This window comes from uncultured Sphingobacterium sp., from assembly GCF_964277905.1.
GTDB classification, from domain to species: Bacteria; Bacteroidota; Bacteroidia; order Sphingobacteriales; family Sphingobacteriaceae; genus Sphingobacterium; species Sphingobacterium siyangense.
This window is the reverse complement of record NZ_CAXYKD010000034.1, coordinates 18,723-35,492: the sequence shown is the minus strand read 5'-3', so window position 1 is coordinate 35,492 and position 16,770 is coordinate 18,723. Positions and strand designations below refer to the sequence as shown.

Genomic DNA, 16,770 nt, shown 5'->3' with positions numbered 1-16,770 from the left:
CTGGTTTGGAGTTTCTGTTGGTTTGTGCCTGCGACACTAGACATAAGCCGATAAATAGCATTGACGCTATAAATTTCTTTGTTTTCATTAAATCGCTTTTTTGTACAACATTTAACTTTTAAAAATTCAACACTGTCATCTATTTTGGACAGCACTGTTGCGAATATAATACAATATCAGTTTAAGGTCAAATTTATTTTAAGGTATTTAACGAAATTTTAACAATTTTAACATCTTTATCGGGCTCACCTTGACTTATTGAAAATTAATGGTTCTGTCAATCGTCGGCTACATAAAGTAGATTGTTTGCTACACTTAGAAGAAATGTCTATCTGATAGAATACCACTCTATTTGGGTTCTCATTGTGAATCTTAAAAAAAATATTAATTTTCTTTGGTAAAGTGATAATATTTATTCTATATTTACAAAACATAAGCAATAGCAATGAACACAAATACAATTATTACATCGATTATTATTACCACCGGGATAAAACTTAGGAGGAAGTAGTTTCGTTGTATATAAAAGTAGACACAATATTTAGAAGCGCTTTCCTCGACAAAGGAAAGCGCTTCTTTTTTTAGCACAAAAATCATCAATCTAAACAAACAGTATAAAACAGTATGAAAGTTTTAAAATTTGGAGGCACATCGGTCGGTACGGTAGAAAGTCTAAAGGCGGTCTTAAGTATTGTAAAAAAATCTTATGACGCAAAGGAAAAGCCATTGGTTGTATTATCAGCTATGTCTGGTGTAACAAACTTGCTTACCCAGTTGGCTGAGGACGCTGCAGAAGGAAAGTCCTTTTCGGATGGTCTAAAGTCCCTAGAAGATAAGCATTTTACGGTTGTTAAAGAACTTCTGGCTGTGAAATATCAAAATCCTGTATTTACGAAGCTAAAGTTGTTTTTTAATGAGATAGAAGATCTCCTCCAAGGAATTTTTGCGCTAAAGGAGCTGAGCAATCAAAGTAAAGATTTGATCCTTAGTTATGGTGAGCGTTGCTCAAATTATATGGTATCTAAGGTGATGGAACAATATATTCCTGAATCTCTATTTGTAGATGCATCCCATTATGTGAAAACAGATTCAAATTTCGGTAATGCTCATTTAAATGAAATGCTAACTGAACAATTGGTGAAGTCCTTGTACATAACGCATCGTGATAAGCTGCTGTTTGTTACAGGTTTTATCGGAAGTAATGAAAATGGGCGTATTACCACCTTGGGAAGAGGTGGATCAGATTATACTGCAGCGATCTTCGGGTCAATACTGGACGCAACAGCCATTGAAATTTGGACAGATGTGAATGGGATGTTAACCGCCGACCCACGTATTGTGAAGAAAGCTTTTTCCCTGCCTGTATTATCATATACAGAGGCAATGGAATTATCTTACTTCGGTGCTAAGGTGATTTATCCTCCTACGATGATTCCGGCTTTCTTAAAGAAAATACCGATTGTTATTCGAAATACTTTTGAACCTGATTTCTCAGGGACTGTGATTCAGTTTGATAGTGGAAAAACCGCACTGCCAATCAAGGGAATTTCTTCGATCTCGGATATTTCTGTCATCAACTTGAGTGGATCAGGGATGATCGGTAAGTCGGGTTTTAGCGGACGGCTTTTTACGCTATTGGCTAGAGAGCAGATCAATGTTGTGCTAATCACTCAATCTTCTTCCGAACATAGCATCACATTTGCTGTCAATCCTTCAGATGCCAAACGTGCTATACAATTGATCGAAGTGGAGTTTGAGCTTGAAATCCAGGCGAATAAACTGGTCGTTCCTGCGATTGAAGAAAACCTGTCTGTATTAGCCATCGTTGGTGAAAATATGAAAAAAACTCCCGGTATGTCCGGTCGGTTATTTGCAGCGCTAGGACGGAACGGTATTAACGTCCGGGCTATTGCGCAGGGCTCATCTGAATATAATATATCTGTAATTATTGGTAAAGAAGATTTAGCAAAGGCACTTAACGCTGTACATGACGCGTTTTTCGCAGAGTTGAAGAAAACTTTGCATGTGTTTAATATCGGTACCGGTAACATTGGTGCAACTTTATTTAAACAATTGGAAAATCAGCATGAATTCCTTTTGGATAAAAATGATATTGAAATTAAGGTTGTTGGAATTTCCAATAGCCGTAAAATGCTTTTTAATACCGAAGGTGTTGATTTAAAGAATTGGTCCGATGAACTTGCTAAAAATGGAACTGAATCAGACCTTGCATTGTTTATTGATCGAATGAAGGCACTGAATTTACCGAACTGTGTATTTATCGATAATACTGCAAGCAAATTACCGGCGACCTACTACGAAGATATCTTTAAATCCAATATTTCGATTGTCACTTGCAATAAAATTGCGAATTCAGGTAAATACGAGCAATATAAAACACTCCGTGATACTGCTCATCGACACGGTGTAGATTTCTTTTATGAAACAAATGTAGGTGCTGGATTGCCTATCGTCAGGGTGCTTAAAGACTTGATGTTGAGTGGTGACCGTATCGTGAAGATAGAGGCTATTCTTTCAGGGACAATCTCCTATATTTTTAACAATTTTAAAGCAGATGCTTCTTTCTATGATGTCGTCAAACAGGCTCAGGAGCTTGGATATACCGAGCCAGATCCAAGAGATGATTTAGGTGGTATAGATTTTATGCGTAAAATGCTCATCTTGGCAAGAGATGCCGGGTATGCTGTTGAGGCCGAAGACGTAGACCTCGGCGCAATATTACCTCCAGCATGTTTGAAAGCAGATACTGTAGATTCTTTTTATACAGAATTGCAGCAAGAAAATGAATATTTCGAAACAATGAAGAAGAAAGCAGTCAATGAAAATAAAGTAATCCGTTATATCGGGAAATTGGAAAATGGAAAAGTATCCATTGCGATTCAGTTTGTTGATGAAAATCATCCTTTTTATGCTTTATCAGGCAGCGATAACATTATATCGTTTACAACAGAGCGCTATAAAGAACGTCCCCTCGTAGTAAAAGGTCCTGGTGCGGGGGCTGAGGTGACAGCTGCCGGTGTATTTGCAGATTTGGTAAATGTTGGAGCATAAAAACTATTCAAGGAAAATAAAAATTACGTGATGGCCAATAATTTAAATGTGGAGTATCTCAAGGATAAGGTGATAAATTTAGACAGCATGCTGTCGGAAGTTCGTGTTTTTGCGCCTGCAACTGTCGCAAATATGATCTGTGGTTTTGATATATTGGGTTTCGCTGTCGAGGAACCCGGTGATGAGGTGGTTATGCGGCGCACGCAACAACCTGGAGTAACGATTCGGGAAATAACTGGTGACGATGGAAGACTACCACTCGATCCCGGTAAGAATACCGTATCTGCCTGTGTTCAATATCTATTACAAGCCTTGAATATCTCTTCAAAGGTAGGTGTCGAAATTGAATTGCATAAACATATGCCAATTGGATCGGGACTTGGCTCCAGTGCAGCAAGTACCGTGGCTGGGCTTTTTGCCATCAATACCATGCTTGGAAACCTTTTGACAAAAGAAGAATTACTGCCATTTTGTGTTGAAGGTGAGCGTTTGGCTTGCGGTACAGGCCATGCCGATAATGTTGCCCCGGCGCTTTATGGAGGCATAACATTAATTCGGGGAAATGAACCTTTGGATGTTATTTCCATCCCTTCACCAAAAGAACTCGTAGCAGCGGTCGTTTTTCCACAGGTCGATGTTCCCACACGTGACGCAAGACAACTTATAAAAGATAAAGTGCTGTTAAAAGACGCCGTCACACAATGGGGAAATATCGCGGGATTGGTTGCCGCGTTGTTCAAGGAAGATTATGATCTCATTGCGCGAAGCATGAAAGATATTCTTATTGAACCAACCCGTGCAATTTTAATTCCTCAGTTTTATGAAATGAAAGAGATTGCCTTGAAAAATGGCGCCTTGAGTTTTGGTATTTCTGGCTCAGGACCTTCCGTCGTTGCAATAACACGGGATGAAAAAATAGCAAAGGATATTGCCGACAATATACAAACTCATCTCAAAGAAAATGAAATTGATAGTTTTGGCTATGTTTCCCGTGTTAATGTGGAAGGACCCAGAATATTAGATTAAAAATTATTTAAGGACAGAAACGAGGTTTATAAATCTTAGGTTAATTGATCATTACCCAGAAAAGATAATAAAATGAAATATCCACATTCTAAAGTCAACACGAATGAAAATAACAGGATGTTTTATCGGCCTTTACAAAAAGATTATTTACATATGAAATTTTATAGTACAAATAATAAAACATTAGAAGTCTCCTTCAAAGATGCGGTCTTCAATTCTCTCCCTGCAGACAAAGGATTGTATATGCCTGAACAGATACCACAATTGGATCCACTGTTTATTAAGAATATTCAACAGTATTCCTTGCAGGAGATTGCTTTTGAAGTAGCTTCTACACTATTGGGAAATGATATTCCCAAAGACGATTTAAAACAGATTGTGAACGATGCCATCAATTTTGATGCTCCCATAAAATTCTTGACCGACAGCACCGCTGTGCTCGAACTATTTCATGGGCCATCTTATGCCTTTAAGGATTTTGGAGCTCGCTTTATGAGTAGGGTCATGGGCTATTTTTCAAAAACAGACGATAAATTACTGGACGTCCTTGTCGCAACATCAGGCGATACCGGTGGAGCTGTTGCCTTGGGCTTTTTGGGAGTAGAAGGAACACGTGTGACGATCCTATATCCTAAAGGTAAAGTCTCGGAGGTTCAGGAATTACAACTGACCACTAATGGACAAAATATTCGTGCTATTGAGGTAGAAGGAACTTTTGACGATTGTCAGGCATTGGTAAAACAAGCCTTTAGTGATGCCGAACTTAATGCTATATTGCGTTTGACTTCCGCTAATTCAATCAATATAGCACGGTTGATCCCACAGACATTTTATTATTTTTATGCGTATGCACAATTGAAGTCACAAGGAGTCAATGAGGTCGTATTTACAGTGCCGAGTGGTAATTTTGGTAATATAGGGGCTGGTTTATTGGCCTATAAAATGGGACTTCCAGTAAAGCATTTTGTAGCAGCAACAAACGTCAATGATACCGTTCCCAGATTCCTTTCTTCAGGTAAATATGAACCACTGCCTTCTGTTCAAACCTTAAGCAATGCCATGGATGTTGGGAATCCAAGCAACTGGGTACGTATACAGGATCTCTTTGGCGGAAATGTGGCTGAATTAAAAAATATGCTTTCTTCTTATACATTTACAGATGAAGAAACAAAAGAAGGAATGCAGAAATTACTTGAAGAATCGAATTATATCGCCTGTCCGCATACAGCAATCGCCTGGCTTGGCGCTCGTGCATATGCAAATGAGCATCCCGGTCCGTATGCTTCAGTTTTCTTATCGACAGCACATCCCTGCAAATTCCCTGATGCAATAGCAGCAGATGTATTCGAAAAAATAGTTTTGCCTGTCGGCGCAGAAACATTACAAGGAAAAGAGAAATTAGCAGAATCTTTGAAAGTTGATTTTGAAGCTTTCAAAAAATATTTAATCAACCATAACTAAACGCCGAGGGCTCCTTTAGGAGCCCTTTTATTTTTATTCAGAAATAGTGGAGGTTTTTGGATTAAAAGGATTTTTGGGAAATATATAATGTATTGAGGATGTTAGATTGTTTTATCCGGAAAGTTTCATCAGGATGTCGAATTAATAAGTTAATTTTGCAACAATGAAATCAGTTTATTTGAATAAGGGTAAGGATAAAGCTGCCTGGCAATTGCATCCTTGGGTATTTTCTGGAGCAATTAAATCATTGTCCGATAAAATTGAAGATGGCGAAGTTGTTGGCGTTTACAATGCTGAACGTGAATTTATTGCCTATGGTCTATTTCACAATAGCTCGCGTGTAGCCATTCGTTTATTGGAGTGGAACCCTCAAGCACAGATTGATGCAGATTGGTGGCGTGCCCGAGTTCAGAAGGCTGTTGCAGCAAGACAGCATCTGTTGCAAGAAGGCGTTACCAATACGGTTCGTTTAATCTTTGCTGAAGCAGATTTTCTTCCTGGACTTATTGCAGATAAATATGCAGATTTTATATCCATTCAGATTCATTCAGTTGGGGTGGAAAAAGTCAAATCCGTTATTATAGATGAATTGAATGCTTTGCTGCAACCCAAAGGAATTTATGAGCGCAGTGATCTGAAATCCCGTGAACATGAAGGATTACCCGATACCAATGGACTTTTGTTTGGAGAACTTCCATCTGAATTTGTCGACGTTATCGAAAATGGCATTCATTATAAGGTTAACATTATTGATGGGCAAAAATCGGGATTTTATTGCGACCAACGTGAAAATCGCCAGCTAACGGCCAACTACGTTTTGAATAAACGAGTCCTAGATTGTTTCTGCTATTCCGGTGGTTTTACGTTAAATAGTTTGAAAAGTGGCGCTGCAGAAGTCATATCTGTAGATAGTTCTGCACTGGCTATTGAAACCCTGGAAAAGAATATTGTTGAAAATGGTTTTGAACCTAGTCGACATAAAGCAATATTGTCTGATGTAAACAAGCAATTGCGTAAGTTCATTGATGAAGGAGAAAAATTTGATCTGATAGTCCTGGATCCACCGAAATATGCACCTTCTCGATCTGCATTGGAAAGAGCATCAAGGGCGTATAAAGACCTGAATCGCCGCGGATTGATGTTGTTAAATAGTGGTGGTTTATTAGCGACATTTTCTTGTTCAGGTGCGATGGATATGGATACGTTTAAACAAGTGCTCGCTTGGGCTGCACTGGATGCCGGTAAGGAAATTCAGTTTATCAGACAATTTCATCAACCTGAAGACCATCCTGTCCGGGCTTCGTTCCCCGAAGGTGAATATCTGAAAGGATTGTTGGTACGCGTATTGTAATTATTATATGAAGATAGTTTAGGTTGGTTTGTTAAAATCAACCTTTTTAATTTTTGAACGACGTCATGATACAAGAGAAGGCGGGTAGACCTATTTTTTCTATTTTGTTTGCCGTGAGTATGGTGCATCTTCTGAACGATATGATTCAGGGAGTGATACCGGCAACCTATCCCTTGCTCAAAGAAGAGCATCATCTAAGCTTTTCTCAGGTTGGGATGATTACAATGGTTTATCAGATAGCAGCTTCAATATTCCAGCCTGTTGTAGGTTCATTTACGGATAAACATCCTGTACCATACTCCCAGATTATAGGGATGTCTTTTTCACTTCTCGGTATGCTTTTGTTTTCGAAAGCACACAGTTATGAATGGATCTTATTTTCTGTTTTTCTGGTCGGGATTGGTTCTTCAATCTTTCATCCTGAATCTTCACGCGTAGCTTATATGGCGTCGGGAGGAAGAAGAAGTATGGCACAATCTATTTTTCAGATCGGAGGTAATGCAGGGACCGCAATGGCTCCAATCATTGTCGCTTTTTTGGTTTTACCGAGAGGGCAACAGGCGATCGCTTGGATGTGCTTATTTACCATTCTCGGCCAATTTATATCTTATTATATCGGTAGTTGGTATAAAAAGAAACTTCAAAGCTCTGCTAGATCAACGAAGAGAACAATCCGCGTACCTGATCTACCCAATAGCCGGATCGTCGTCACCGTTATTATACTCCTATTACTGATTGTTTCAAAATACTTCTATATAGCAAGTATCACAAACTACTTCCAGTTTTATACAATCAAGAAATTCGGAATCAGTGAAGTGGAAGCACAAGTCTATCTATTTTATTTTCTGATAGCCGTTGCGGTGGGAACCCTACTTGGAGGAGCATTCGGCGATCGATTTGGTCGCAAATATGTCATCTGGTTCTCCGTCTTGGGCGTTGCGCCATTTGCATTGGCATTACCCTATGTCGGGCTTACGATGACCGGGATATTAATCGTGATTATTGGGTTGATTTTATCATCAGCTTTTCCAGCAATTATTGTTTATGCGCAAGAACTATTGCCTAAAAAGTTGGGTATGGTTTCAGGTCTATTTTACGGCTTTGCATTTGGAATGGGGGGGATTGGATCCGCTGTACTTGGCTGGCAGGCAGATCATACTTCCATCGAGTTTATTTATCACTTATGTTCCTATCTGCCATTGATCGGTATTGTGGCTTATTTTCTTCCCAATCTACAAAAAACACCTTACAAAGAAATTTAGATTTAACATATAAGCATATGTTAAAAAAGAAAGAGCGGATTTCAATAAAGTATCCGCTCTTTTCTTTTATTACTTGATGCAGTCCATCCAGGCCGAGGCCATCATTTGTGCCCCAGCAAGCGTGGGATGTACGCCGTCCGCAGCCCAATAGGCACCAGGGGCGTTCTTTTGTGCATTGTCGAATATTTTTTGATAGGGGATAAGAATTGCTCCAAATTCTTTGGCGATCTCACGAGCGGATTCTTGATAAGCCAAAAATTTTGGATACCAAGCCTCAGTAATGTGACCTACACCCTTTACTGCAAAAGGCTCTCCAATGATCAATTTGACATTTGGAAGCTTTTGTAATGTCTCCTGCAATAGCTGTTTGTACTGGGATTTATACTCTTCAACCGTAGTCTGTGCTCCTCGATCGATTGTCCGCCAGAAATCGTTCACACCAATCAAAATACTCAATACAGTGGGGTTAATTGCCAGAGTATCCTCCTGCCAGCGCTTTTGAAGATCGGGTACACGATTTCCGCTAATACCTGTATTATATACCTTTAGTCTCTTTGCTGGATATTTATTTAAGATTTGGCTGGCAGCCAATAGAGCATAACCATGGCCCAGCGCTGCGGTGTCGTTGGCATTTTTGTTATTTCTATCTCGGCCCACATCCGTAATGGAATCGCCCTGAAATAAAATGATGTCGTCGTTATTTAAAGTGATTTTTGAGGAACCGGCTGTTGATTCGTGTGCGAATACATCGTTTCTCAGTAAATCGGCGCCAGTCAATAGACCGGTGCCAATAATGCTTTTTTTGATAAATGATCTGCGGTTTGTGTTCATTATTAGGTTTTTGTTATGTTTAAAGTTACATACTTTAGGCATACTTTTCCAAACCTTTTATAATGATGTTACAAGCTTTTTCAATTTCTAGATCTGTAATAGTCAATGGTGGGGCGACACGTAGTGCCGTTTCACAATGCAGATACCAATCGATCATAACCCCGTTTTCAGCACAATACTTACTCACATTGTAAACTTGATCAAAAGAAGCCAGTTGCAGACACATCATAAGGCCTAGTCCTCGAATTTCTTTAATTGCAGGATGCCTGAGTTTTTCTTTAAATAAAAGCGATTTTCGCTCAACCTGTTCGACTAATTTTTCTTCCTTGATAACAGCTAGTGAAGCCCGCGCTGCGGCACAACTCACAGGATGCCCCCCGAAAGTCGTGATGTGCCCAAGCATGGGATTATCCTTAATAACGTCCATCACTTCTTTGGCTGCAACAAACGCCCCCAAGGGCATACCGCCACCGATGCCTTTGGCAAGCATCAGGATATCTGGAACAATAGCAAAATGTTCGAAGGCGAAAAGACGGCCTGTGCGACCGAAACCTGTTTGAATTTCATCAAAGATTAGTAAAGTACCTGTTTCATTACAGCGTTTTCTAACAGCTTGCATGTAAGCGATATCCGGGACTCGGACACCAGCTTCTCCCTGAATAGCTTCGAGGATGACAGCAGCAGTTTGTTCCGTAATCTTTGTGAGATCTTCCATATCATTAAACCCGATAAAATCTATTTCGGGAAGAAGGGGGGCATACGCTTTGCGATACTCATCGTTTCCGATTAGACTGAGCGCGCCTTGTGTGCTGCCGTGGTACGCTTTTTTTGCAGCGATAATCTGCCTGCGACCAGTATATTTCTTTGCTATTTTCATAGATCCCTCTACGGCTTCCGTTCCACTGTTGGTGAGGTAGACTGATTGAAAATTAGCGGGAAGTTCTGCTAGTAATTCTGTAGCAAATTGCACCTGTGGCGCCTGCACAAATTCACCATAAACGGTGACATGTAAGTACTGCTCCAATTGTGATTTTATAGCCTCTAAAACCTTCGGATGACGATGGCCTATATTGCTGACATTGAAGCCGGAGACCAAATCCATGTATTCTTCTCCATTGGGGCCATAAAGGTAGACACCTTCAGCCTTAACTACTTCAACCAATCTAGGTGAGCTAGATGTTTGAGCAGTATTCATTAAAAATAATTCTCTGTTGCTTAACATGATTTTACAAATGTCCGAAAATAAAAAAGAAGTCTTCAAGACTTCTTTTTTATTTTCGATATTATTTTCTTCTATTCTGCAGAGATTTGTATAAATGCTCCCTGAATTCCTGTTCCACTTCAAAAAATTGCGATGCCCGCGCATTGCCAATAACTTTGGCAAATTTGGCCCGGTATTCTTTTTTGATCTCCACTTCTTTAGCATCATACTGTAAAACATCTCTGGAACCACCTCTAAAACTATTTTTGGGAGCACCATTCAATTTTTCTTTTCTGATATCCCAAAGTGTTTGGCTATACTCATTATAGAGCGGAAAGAATTGTTGAGCCTCTCTTGGCGATAAATCTAGTTCTTTAGTAATGTAAGCTATTTTTTCATTTTCAATAGCTTGAAATCGATTTTTGTCTTGTGCAAAGCCCAAGGCAATAGAAAATATACTAAAGAACAATGTTATCCATATGTATTTTTTATCGAACATCATTATAAGGTATAGTTTAGATAATCTTCTATTTCTTGTTTAGATATATTACTCCCAAATCCCTTGGTAGGGAGATTCGCTTCATCGGTATACTGGGACATATAGATCATATCATCACCAGAAGCTGAAGCCGCAAGGTAATTAATAATTTCCTGCTTAGGAATTTCTGACAAATGTTGGCTCAACTGCTCTTCTGCAACTGTTTCTACGGGAGCTGCATTTTGTTGTTGATACTGATACCCCCAATATCCTCCTATGCTCAACATGGTGGCAAAAGATGCTGCAACAGCATAGCGAGCATACCATTTTTTCGGTCTTCCTATTTGATGGATAGGTGTATGATCTTTTTCAGGCTCCTGCACAGCATTAATAATACTGTCGGAAAGAGTCTCAAAATAATGTTGTGGTACATCAAAGCCTGCAGTCACAACCGTTTCTTTGAGTTTTTCTTCAGCGATACGAGCAAAAATAGTCGATTCAACTGTTTTTTCATAGCCAACCGGAACAGAGAAACCATCTGTAGGAACTGTTTTCTTCAATTCCTGCTCAGCTAAACGGGCAAAGATGGAATCTTCAAGCGTTTGATTATAAGCAGAAGGCATTGTAAAGCCATCAGATACAATCGTTTCTTTTAATTTGTCTTCTAAAATTCGGTTGAGGATAGTTGAAGATAGTTCGCAAGCATAATTTTCAGGAATTTCAAAGCCGTCAGTAGCAACTTGATTTCTTAAATTATCTTCCGCTACTTTACACATAATGGCCTCAGATAGGCTATCAAAATATCCTTCTGGAACCTCAAAGATGGATTCTTCCTTGCATTCAATCAATTTGACTTGCGTAATTATTTTTGATTCTAAATCACTGAAATAATTTTCAGGTAAGCCAAATGGATTTTCACGCAACGATGCTGGAAGATTTGTAGGCTCCAGCCCATCATGATATGTGCCATTTTCCTTCATAGTATTTGTTAGAACCTAATTTCGCTAAAAGGTTTAATCGTTGTTGTTAAAAAATGCCTCTATTTTTTTGACGGCCAAATGATAAGAGGCTTTAAGCGCTCCAACACTTGTTCCGAGGACTTCTGAAATCTCTTCATATTTCATGTCTTCAAAATATTTCATATTGAAGACCAATTTTTGCTTCTCTGGCAAGGTCAACAAAGCCTGTTGTAATTTCATTTGAGCTCTATCACCATTGAAATAACTGCCATCAGCAAGCGTTTCTGCCAGATAAGCAGTCGTGTCGTCATCCAACGACACGTTCTGCTTTTGCTTTTTCTTATTTAAGAAGGTAATACATTCATTTGTTGCAATACGATAAAGCCACGTATATAATTGTGAGTCTTCGCGGAAGTTCCCAAGGTTCTTCCATACTTTCACAAAGATATCTTGTACAACATCGTCCGCATCGTCATGATCGATGACCATTCTTCGCACATGCCAATAAATCTTCTGTTGATATTTCTTCAACAATAAACGGAAAGCTTCTTCTCGCGTACTCTCTTCGGCGAATTTTGCTATAATTAAAGCGTCATCCATATATTGACTTGCGTAGTTTTGTTATTTTCTTTTGATTACTTTTTGAGCCGCTGCAACAATAGCCGCTGCATTCAGACCGTATTTTTCCATCAATTGAGCAGGAGTACCTGATTCTCCAAAACTATCATTTACAGCAACGTATTCTTGTGGAGTAGGCAACTCTCTTGTTAATACCTGAGCAACGCTATCACCTAAACCGCCAAGACGATTATGCTCTTCCGCCGTTACGACACATTTGGTTTTAGCAACAGATTTTAAAATAGCTTCTTCATCCAAAGGTTTGATTGTATGGATATTGATAATCTCAGCGTTGATGCCCAACTCAGCTAATTTCTCACCAGCTTGGATAGCTTCCCATACCAGATGACCTGTAGCAATGATCGTAACATCCGTTCCTTCATTTAATAATACCGCCTTACCAATCACAAATTCTTGATCAGCAGGAGTGAAGTTAGGAACTACAGGACGGCCAAAACGCAAATAAACTGATCCATCATATTTGGCTGCAGCAATCGTAGCGGCTTTTGTTTGATTAAAATCACAAGGATTGATCACTGTCATTCCTGGCAACATTTTCATCAAACCGATATCTTCTAAGATTTGGTGAGTTGCACCATCTTCACCTAAGGTTAGACCAGCATGTGACGCTGCAATTTTTACATTTTTGTCGGAGTATGCAATCGATTGGCGAATCTGATCATAAACACGTCCTGTTGAGAAATTTGCGAATGTACCTGTGAATGGTATTTTACCACCGATCGTAAGTCCGGCAGCAATTCCCATCATATTAGCTTCCGCAATACCGATTTGAAAAAAACGTTCTGGAAATTCTTTGATAAAATCGTTCATTTTTAACGAACCGATTAAATCAGCACATAATGCAACTACATTCTCATCTTGCTTTCCTGCTTCTAGTAAGCCCGCACCAAATCCTGAACGTGTATCTTTTGACTCTGTATAAGTATATTTTTTCATGCTAGTAATCTCCTAAAGTTTCTGTAAGCTGATTCAACGCCGACGCCAATTGTTCGTCATTTGGAGCAACACCATGCCATTTATGAGAACCCATCATAAAATCAACACCGCTACCCATTTCAGTATGCATCAGAATAATGACTGGTTTACCTTTTCCTGTGCGTGATTTAGCTTCAGCTAAACCTGCAACAACAGCATTCATGTCATTGCCTTTAGCAATTTCCATCACATCCCAGCCAAATGCTTCCCATTTTGCACGAAGATCACCAAGAGATAGTACTTGATCAGTAGATCCGTCAATTTGTGCTTTGTTATAGTCAACAGTAGCAATTAAATTGTCGATTTTGTTGTGTGGTGCGTACATTGCAGCTTCCCAAACTTGGCCCTCCTGCAATTCGCCATCACCCATTAATACATAAACTAGATTATTGTCTTTATTCAATTTTTTTGCCTGTGCGGCTCCAATTGCAACAGATAATCCTTGACCCAATGATCCCGAAGCAATACGAATACCCGGAAGGCCTTCGTGTGTTGTTGGGTGACCTTGAAGTCTGGAATTGATTTTTCTGAACGTTGCTAATTCGCTCACTTCAAAATATCCCGCATGCGCCAATGTACTGTAAAATACAGGAGAGATGTGTCCATTTGACAGGAAGAATAAATCTTCTCCTTTTCCATCCATGTCAAAGGAAGGATTGCGTTTCATTGCATTGAAATAAAGCGCCACAAAGTAATCTGTACAACCTAACGAACCACCTGGGTGTCCTGATTGACAAGCGTGTACCATACGTACGATATCACGTCTTACCTGTGATGCAATTTGTTCTAGTTTGTTAATATCTGCACTCATTTTTTTTGTTGGTTTCACAATTGGTCGTAAAGTTAACTATTTTTAAGCTAGATGCTTGTTAAAAAATGAATTTATATTGACTTATTCTAGATTGACGATGTGTTTGATCTGCGGATTTTTATTTTTTTTGTACCTTGCTTCACTTTATAAAACCAACAATGTTCAGCATAATGCCTAATCAACTCAAAAGCAGCCTTATTATTTCAGCGCTCTCAGCCCTTTATTTGCATTGTTCTGCCCAGCACGTCAACATTTACCATAAGGATTGGATCGATTTTAACAAAAATGGGAAAAAGGATATTTATGAAGACCCCAAACAGAAAATAGCCAGTCGCGTGGAGGATCTGTTGGCTCAAATGACTGTTCAAGAAAAGGCCAATCAGACGGTTACACTCTACGGTTATGGGCGAGTTTTGAAAGATGAGCAGCCCACTGCCGCTTGGGACAAAGAGATTTGGAAACACGGCTTGGCCAATATCGACGAAATGTTGAATAGCTTGGCTTATAATAAGTCGGCAAAAAGTTCATTTTCGTATCCCTTCAGCCGCCATGCTCAAGCCTTAAATAATGTTCAAAAATGGTTTGTGGAAAACACACGACTTGGTATTCCCGTTGATTTTACCAATGAGGGGATTCATGGACTCAATCATGATCGCGCTACGTCCCTGCCGGCGCCAATCAATATTGGAAGTACATGGAATACTTCACTGGTACGTAAAGCTGGCGATATAATTGGTAGGGAAGCCAAATATCTGGGCTATACCAATGTCTATACGCCTATTCTTGATGTTTCTAGAGATCCGCGCTGGGGAAGAGTGGTTGAAACCTATGGGGAAGATCCGTTTCATATTGCCGAAATGGGGAAACAAGTTGTTTTAGGGATTCAACAAAATGGTGTCGCATCCACATTGAAACATTATGCGGTCTATTCTGTGCCCAAAGGGGGAAGAGATGGTAATGCACGTACGGATCCTCATGTTGGCTTTCGTGAGATGCATTCGCTTCACCTCTATCCATTTAAAAGGGTCATAAAGGAAGCTAAACCTTTGGGTGTCATGAGTAGTTATAATGATTATGATGGCGTGCCTGTATCTGCCAGTAGCTATTTTTTACAAGACTTACTCCGAAAAGATTATGGTTTTGAAGGGTATGTGGTTTCCGACAGTGAGGCTCTAGAGTTTATTTACAACAAACACCATGTTGCGGCAAACTATAAAGATGCTATTAAACAGGCATTAGAGGCGGGTTTGAATGTGCGGACAAATTTTGATCCACCGAGCACATATCTAAAGTCACTAATGGAACTAATAAAAGAAGGAGGGCTGGATATCAAAATATTGGATCAGCGGGTTCGCGAAGTCCTGACCGTGAAATTTAAACTGGGTTTATTTGATCATCCATTGAGAGAAGATATAGCGATAGCCGATAAAAAGGTGCATACGCCCGCAGATGAAGAAGTATCTCTTCAAATGAATAAGGAATCTATTGTTCTGTTGAAAAATGAACAGAATCTTCTTCCAATAGACGTGAATAAATACAAACGAATTTTGGTTACGGGACCAATGGCAGAAGCAACAAATTATACGACAAGTCGCTATGGACCTTCCAATAATCCGATCACCACCATCAAAGATGGGATTATAAACTATGGAAAAACAAAGGCACTTCGGGTTGATTATGCAAAAGGGGTAGATGTCGTGGATAAAAACTGGCCTGAGAGTGAGATTATTCCAACAGACTTGTCCGGCGAGGAGCTGGAAAAGATGGCCGAAGGTGTTCGTCTTGGTAAAGAATCTGACCTGATCATAGCCGTAATGGGCGAATCAGAAAGAGAAGTCGGTGAAAGTCGATCGAGGTCGGATCTAAATTTACCCGGCAAGCAACGCGACTATTTAATGAAATTGAAAGAAACAGGTAAACCTATTGTGCTGGTACTTGTCAATGGTCGTCCACTTACTGTCAATTGGGAAAACAAGTATCTACCTGCAATTGTGGAGAGTTGGTTTCTTAGCAATCAGTCGGGAAATGTTCTTGCCGAAATGCTGTTTGGAGGGTATAGCCCTAGTGGAAAATTACCTATTTCATTTCCGAAGTCCGTCGGACAAGTTGAAATGAATTTTCCGACCAAGCCCGCTGCACAGGCGGGGCAACCCGGGGTCGGACCCAATGGCTGGGGCAATAGTCGGGTTGTTGGATTCTTATACCCTTTTGGATATGGATTAAGCTACACAGATTTTAGTTTTTCAAATTTACAACTCGCTAAGAAACAGATCAGACCAACGGATTCCCTTACAGTTACGGTTGATATTGAAAACATAGGGAGGAGGAAAGGTGCCGAAGTTGTTCAGCTTTATATCAAAGATGTGCTGTCTTCGGTAACGACATATGAGATGGATTTGCGTGGATTCGAAAAAGTTGAACTTAATCCAGGGGAGAAGAAGACCTTACAATTTACGGTCTTACCTGCCCATCTTGAACTTTTGGATCGCAATAATAACTGGACAGTTGAACCCGGCAAATTTGAACTATTTATCGGTAATTCTTCTGTTAATCTCCCGCTTAAAGATTCATTTGAAGTAGTCAATTAGGTTAAAAAATTGCTGTACCAAGCAGATAACGTATAGCGATTATTTCTTCTAAAGACTAGTGAATAAAAAAAGGATTCAGCAAAATTAATTACTGAATCCTTTTTTTATTTTATCGA

At 39.6% G+C, this 16,770-nt stretch carries 13 protein-coding genes; 6 read left to right on the top strand and 7 right to left on the bottom strand.

Going from position 1 to position 16,770, the window contains the following annotated elements; translation table 11 throughout:
- The first annotated feature begins 624 nt into the window (after nucleotides 1–624).
- The 5 genes from thrA to ACHWSC_RS15560 all read left to right on the top strand — a co-directional run bounded on the left by thrA (nucleotide 625) and on the right by ACHWSC_RS15560 (nucleotide 8,172).
- A complete protein-coding gene (gene thrA, locus ACHWSC_RS15580) occupies nucleotides 625–3,072 on the top strand; it encodes a bifunctional aspartate kinase/homoserine dehydrogenase I (RefSeq protein ID WP_394677336.1) in 2,448 nt (815 codons plus the stop codon).
- Between the two features lie 87 nt (nucleotides 3,073–3,159).
- A complete protein-coding gene (locus ACHWSC_RS15575) occupies nucleotides 3,160–4,098 on the top strand; it encodes a homoserine kinase (RefSeq protein WP_394677337.1) in 939 nt (312 codons plus the stop codon).
- Between the two features lie 153 nt (nucleotides 4,099–4,251).
- Nucleotides 4,252–5,559, top strand: a complete 1,308-nt coding sequence (gene thrC, locus ACHWSC_RS15570) for a threonine synthase (protein WP_394677335.1) — start codon at nucleotides 4,252–4,254, stop codon at nucleotides 5,557–5,559.
- A 163-nt stretch (nucleotides 5,560–5,722) separates the two neighbouring features.
- The gene (locus tag ACHWSC_RS15565; protein ID WP_120333245.1) at nucleotides 5,723–6,910 is read left to right on the top strand and encodes a class I SAM-dependent rRNA methyltransferase; all 1,188 of its coding nucleotides are present in this window, start codon (nucleotides 5,723–5,725) and stop codon (nucleotides 6,908–6,910) included.
- A 65-nt stretch (nucleotides 6,911–6,975) separates the two neighbouring features.
- Nucleotides 6,976–8,172, top strand: coding sequence for an MFS transporter (locus tag ACHWSC_RS15560; RefSeq protein ID WP_394677334.1), 1,197 nt, complete (start codon nucleotides 6,976–6,978; stop codon nucleotides 8,170–8,172).
- A gap of 69 nt (nucleotides 8,173–8,241) precedes the next feature.
- Here ACHWSC_RS15560 and ACHWSC_RS15555 read toward each other — a convergent pair whose 3' ends face one another.
- The 7 genes from ACHWSC_RS15555 to ACHWSC_RS15525 form a co-directional block, all read right to left on the bottom strand.
- Nucleotides 8,242–9,003 (bottom strand): SGNH/GDSL hydrolase family protein, encoded by a 762-nt coding sequence (locus ACHWSC_RS15555; protein ID WP_394677333.1) that lies wholly within the window; start codon nucleotides 9,001–9,003, stop codon nucleotides 8,242–8,244.
- A 34-nt stretch (nucleotides 9,004–9,037) separates the two neighbouring features.
- Complete coding sequence (locus tag ACHWSC_RS15550; protein ID WP_075994139.1) at nucleotides 9,038–10,225, bottom strand: aspartate aminotransferase family protein; 1,188 nt, start codon at nucleotides 10,223–10,225, stop codon at nucleotides 9,038–9,040.
- 61 nt (nucleotides 10,226–10,286) lie between these two features.
- Complete coding sequence (locus ACHWSC_RS15545) at nucleotides 10,287–10,706, bottom strand: hypothetical protein (RefSeq protein ID WP_394677332.1); 420 nt, start codon at nucleotides 10,704–10,706, stop codon at nucleotides 10,287–10,289.
- Complete coding sequence (locus tag ACHWSC_RS15540) at nucleotides 10,706–11,662, bottom strand: hypothetical protein (RefSeq protein WP_394677331.1); 957 nt, start codon at nucleotides 11,660–11,662, stop codon at nucleotides 10,706–10,708. The genes ACHWSC_RS15545 and ACHWSC_RS15540 overlap by 1 nt, the downstream gene beginning before the upstream one ends.
- Before the next feature lie 33 nt (nucleotides 11,663–11,695).
- Nucleotides 11,696–12,241: an RNA polymerase sigma factor gene (locus ACHWSC_RS15535; protein ID WP_394677330.1), complete on the bottom strand. Its 546-nt coding sequence runs from the start codon at nucleotides 12,239–12,241 to the stop codon at nucleotides 11,696–11,698.
- 21 nt (nucleotides 12,242–12,262) lie between these two features.
- Nucleotides 12,263–13,216: a transketolase family protein gene (locus ACHWSC_RS15530; RefSeq protein ID WP_394677329.1), complete on the bottom strand. Its 954-nt coding sequence runs from the start codon at nucleotides 13,214–13,216 to the stop codon at nucleotides 12,263–12,265.
- 1 nt (nucleotide 13,217) lies between these two features.
- Entirely contained in the window at nucleotides 13,218–14,066 is an 849-nt protein-coding gene (locus tag ACHWSC_RS15525) for a transketolase (protein WP_075994134.1), read from the bottom strand.
- A 170-nt stretch (nucleotides 14,067–14,236) separates the two neighbouring features.
- On the opposite strand from ACHWSC_RS15525, the gene ACHWSC_RS15520 reads away from it, so the two are divergent.
- Complete coding sequence (locus tag ACHWSC_RS15520) at nucleotides 14,237–16,654, top strand: glycoside hydrolase family 3 N-terminal domain-containing protein (RefSeq protein WP_394677328.1); 2,418 nt, start codon at nucleotides 14,237–14,239, stop codon at nucleotides 16,652–16,654.
- Nucleotides 16,655–16,770 lie beyond the last annotated feature (116 nt).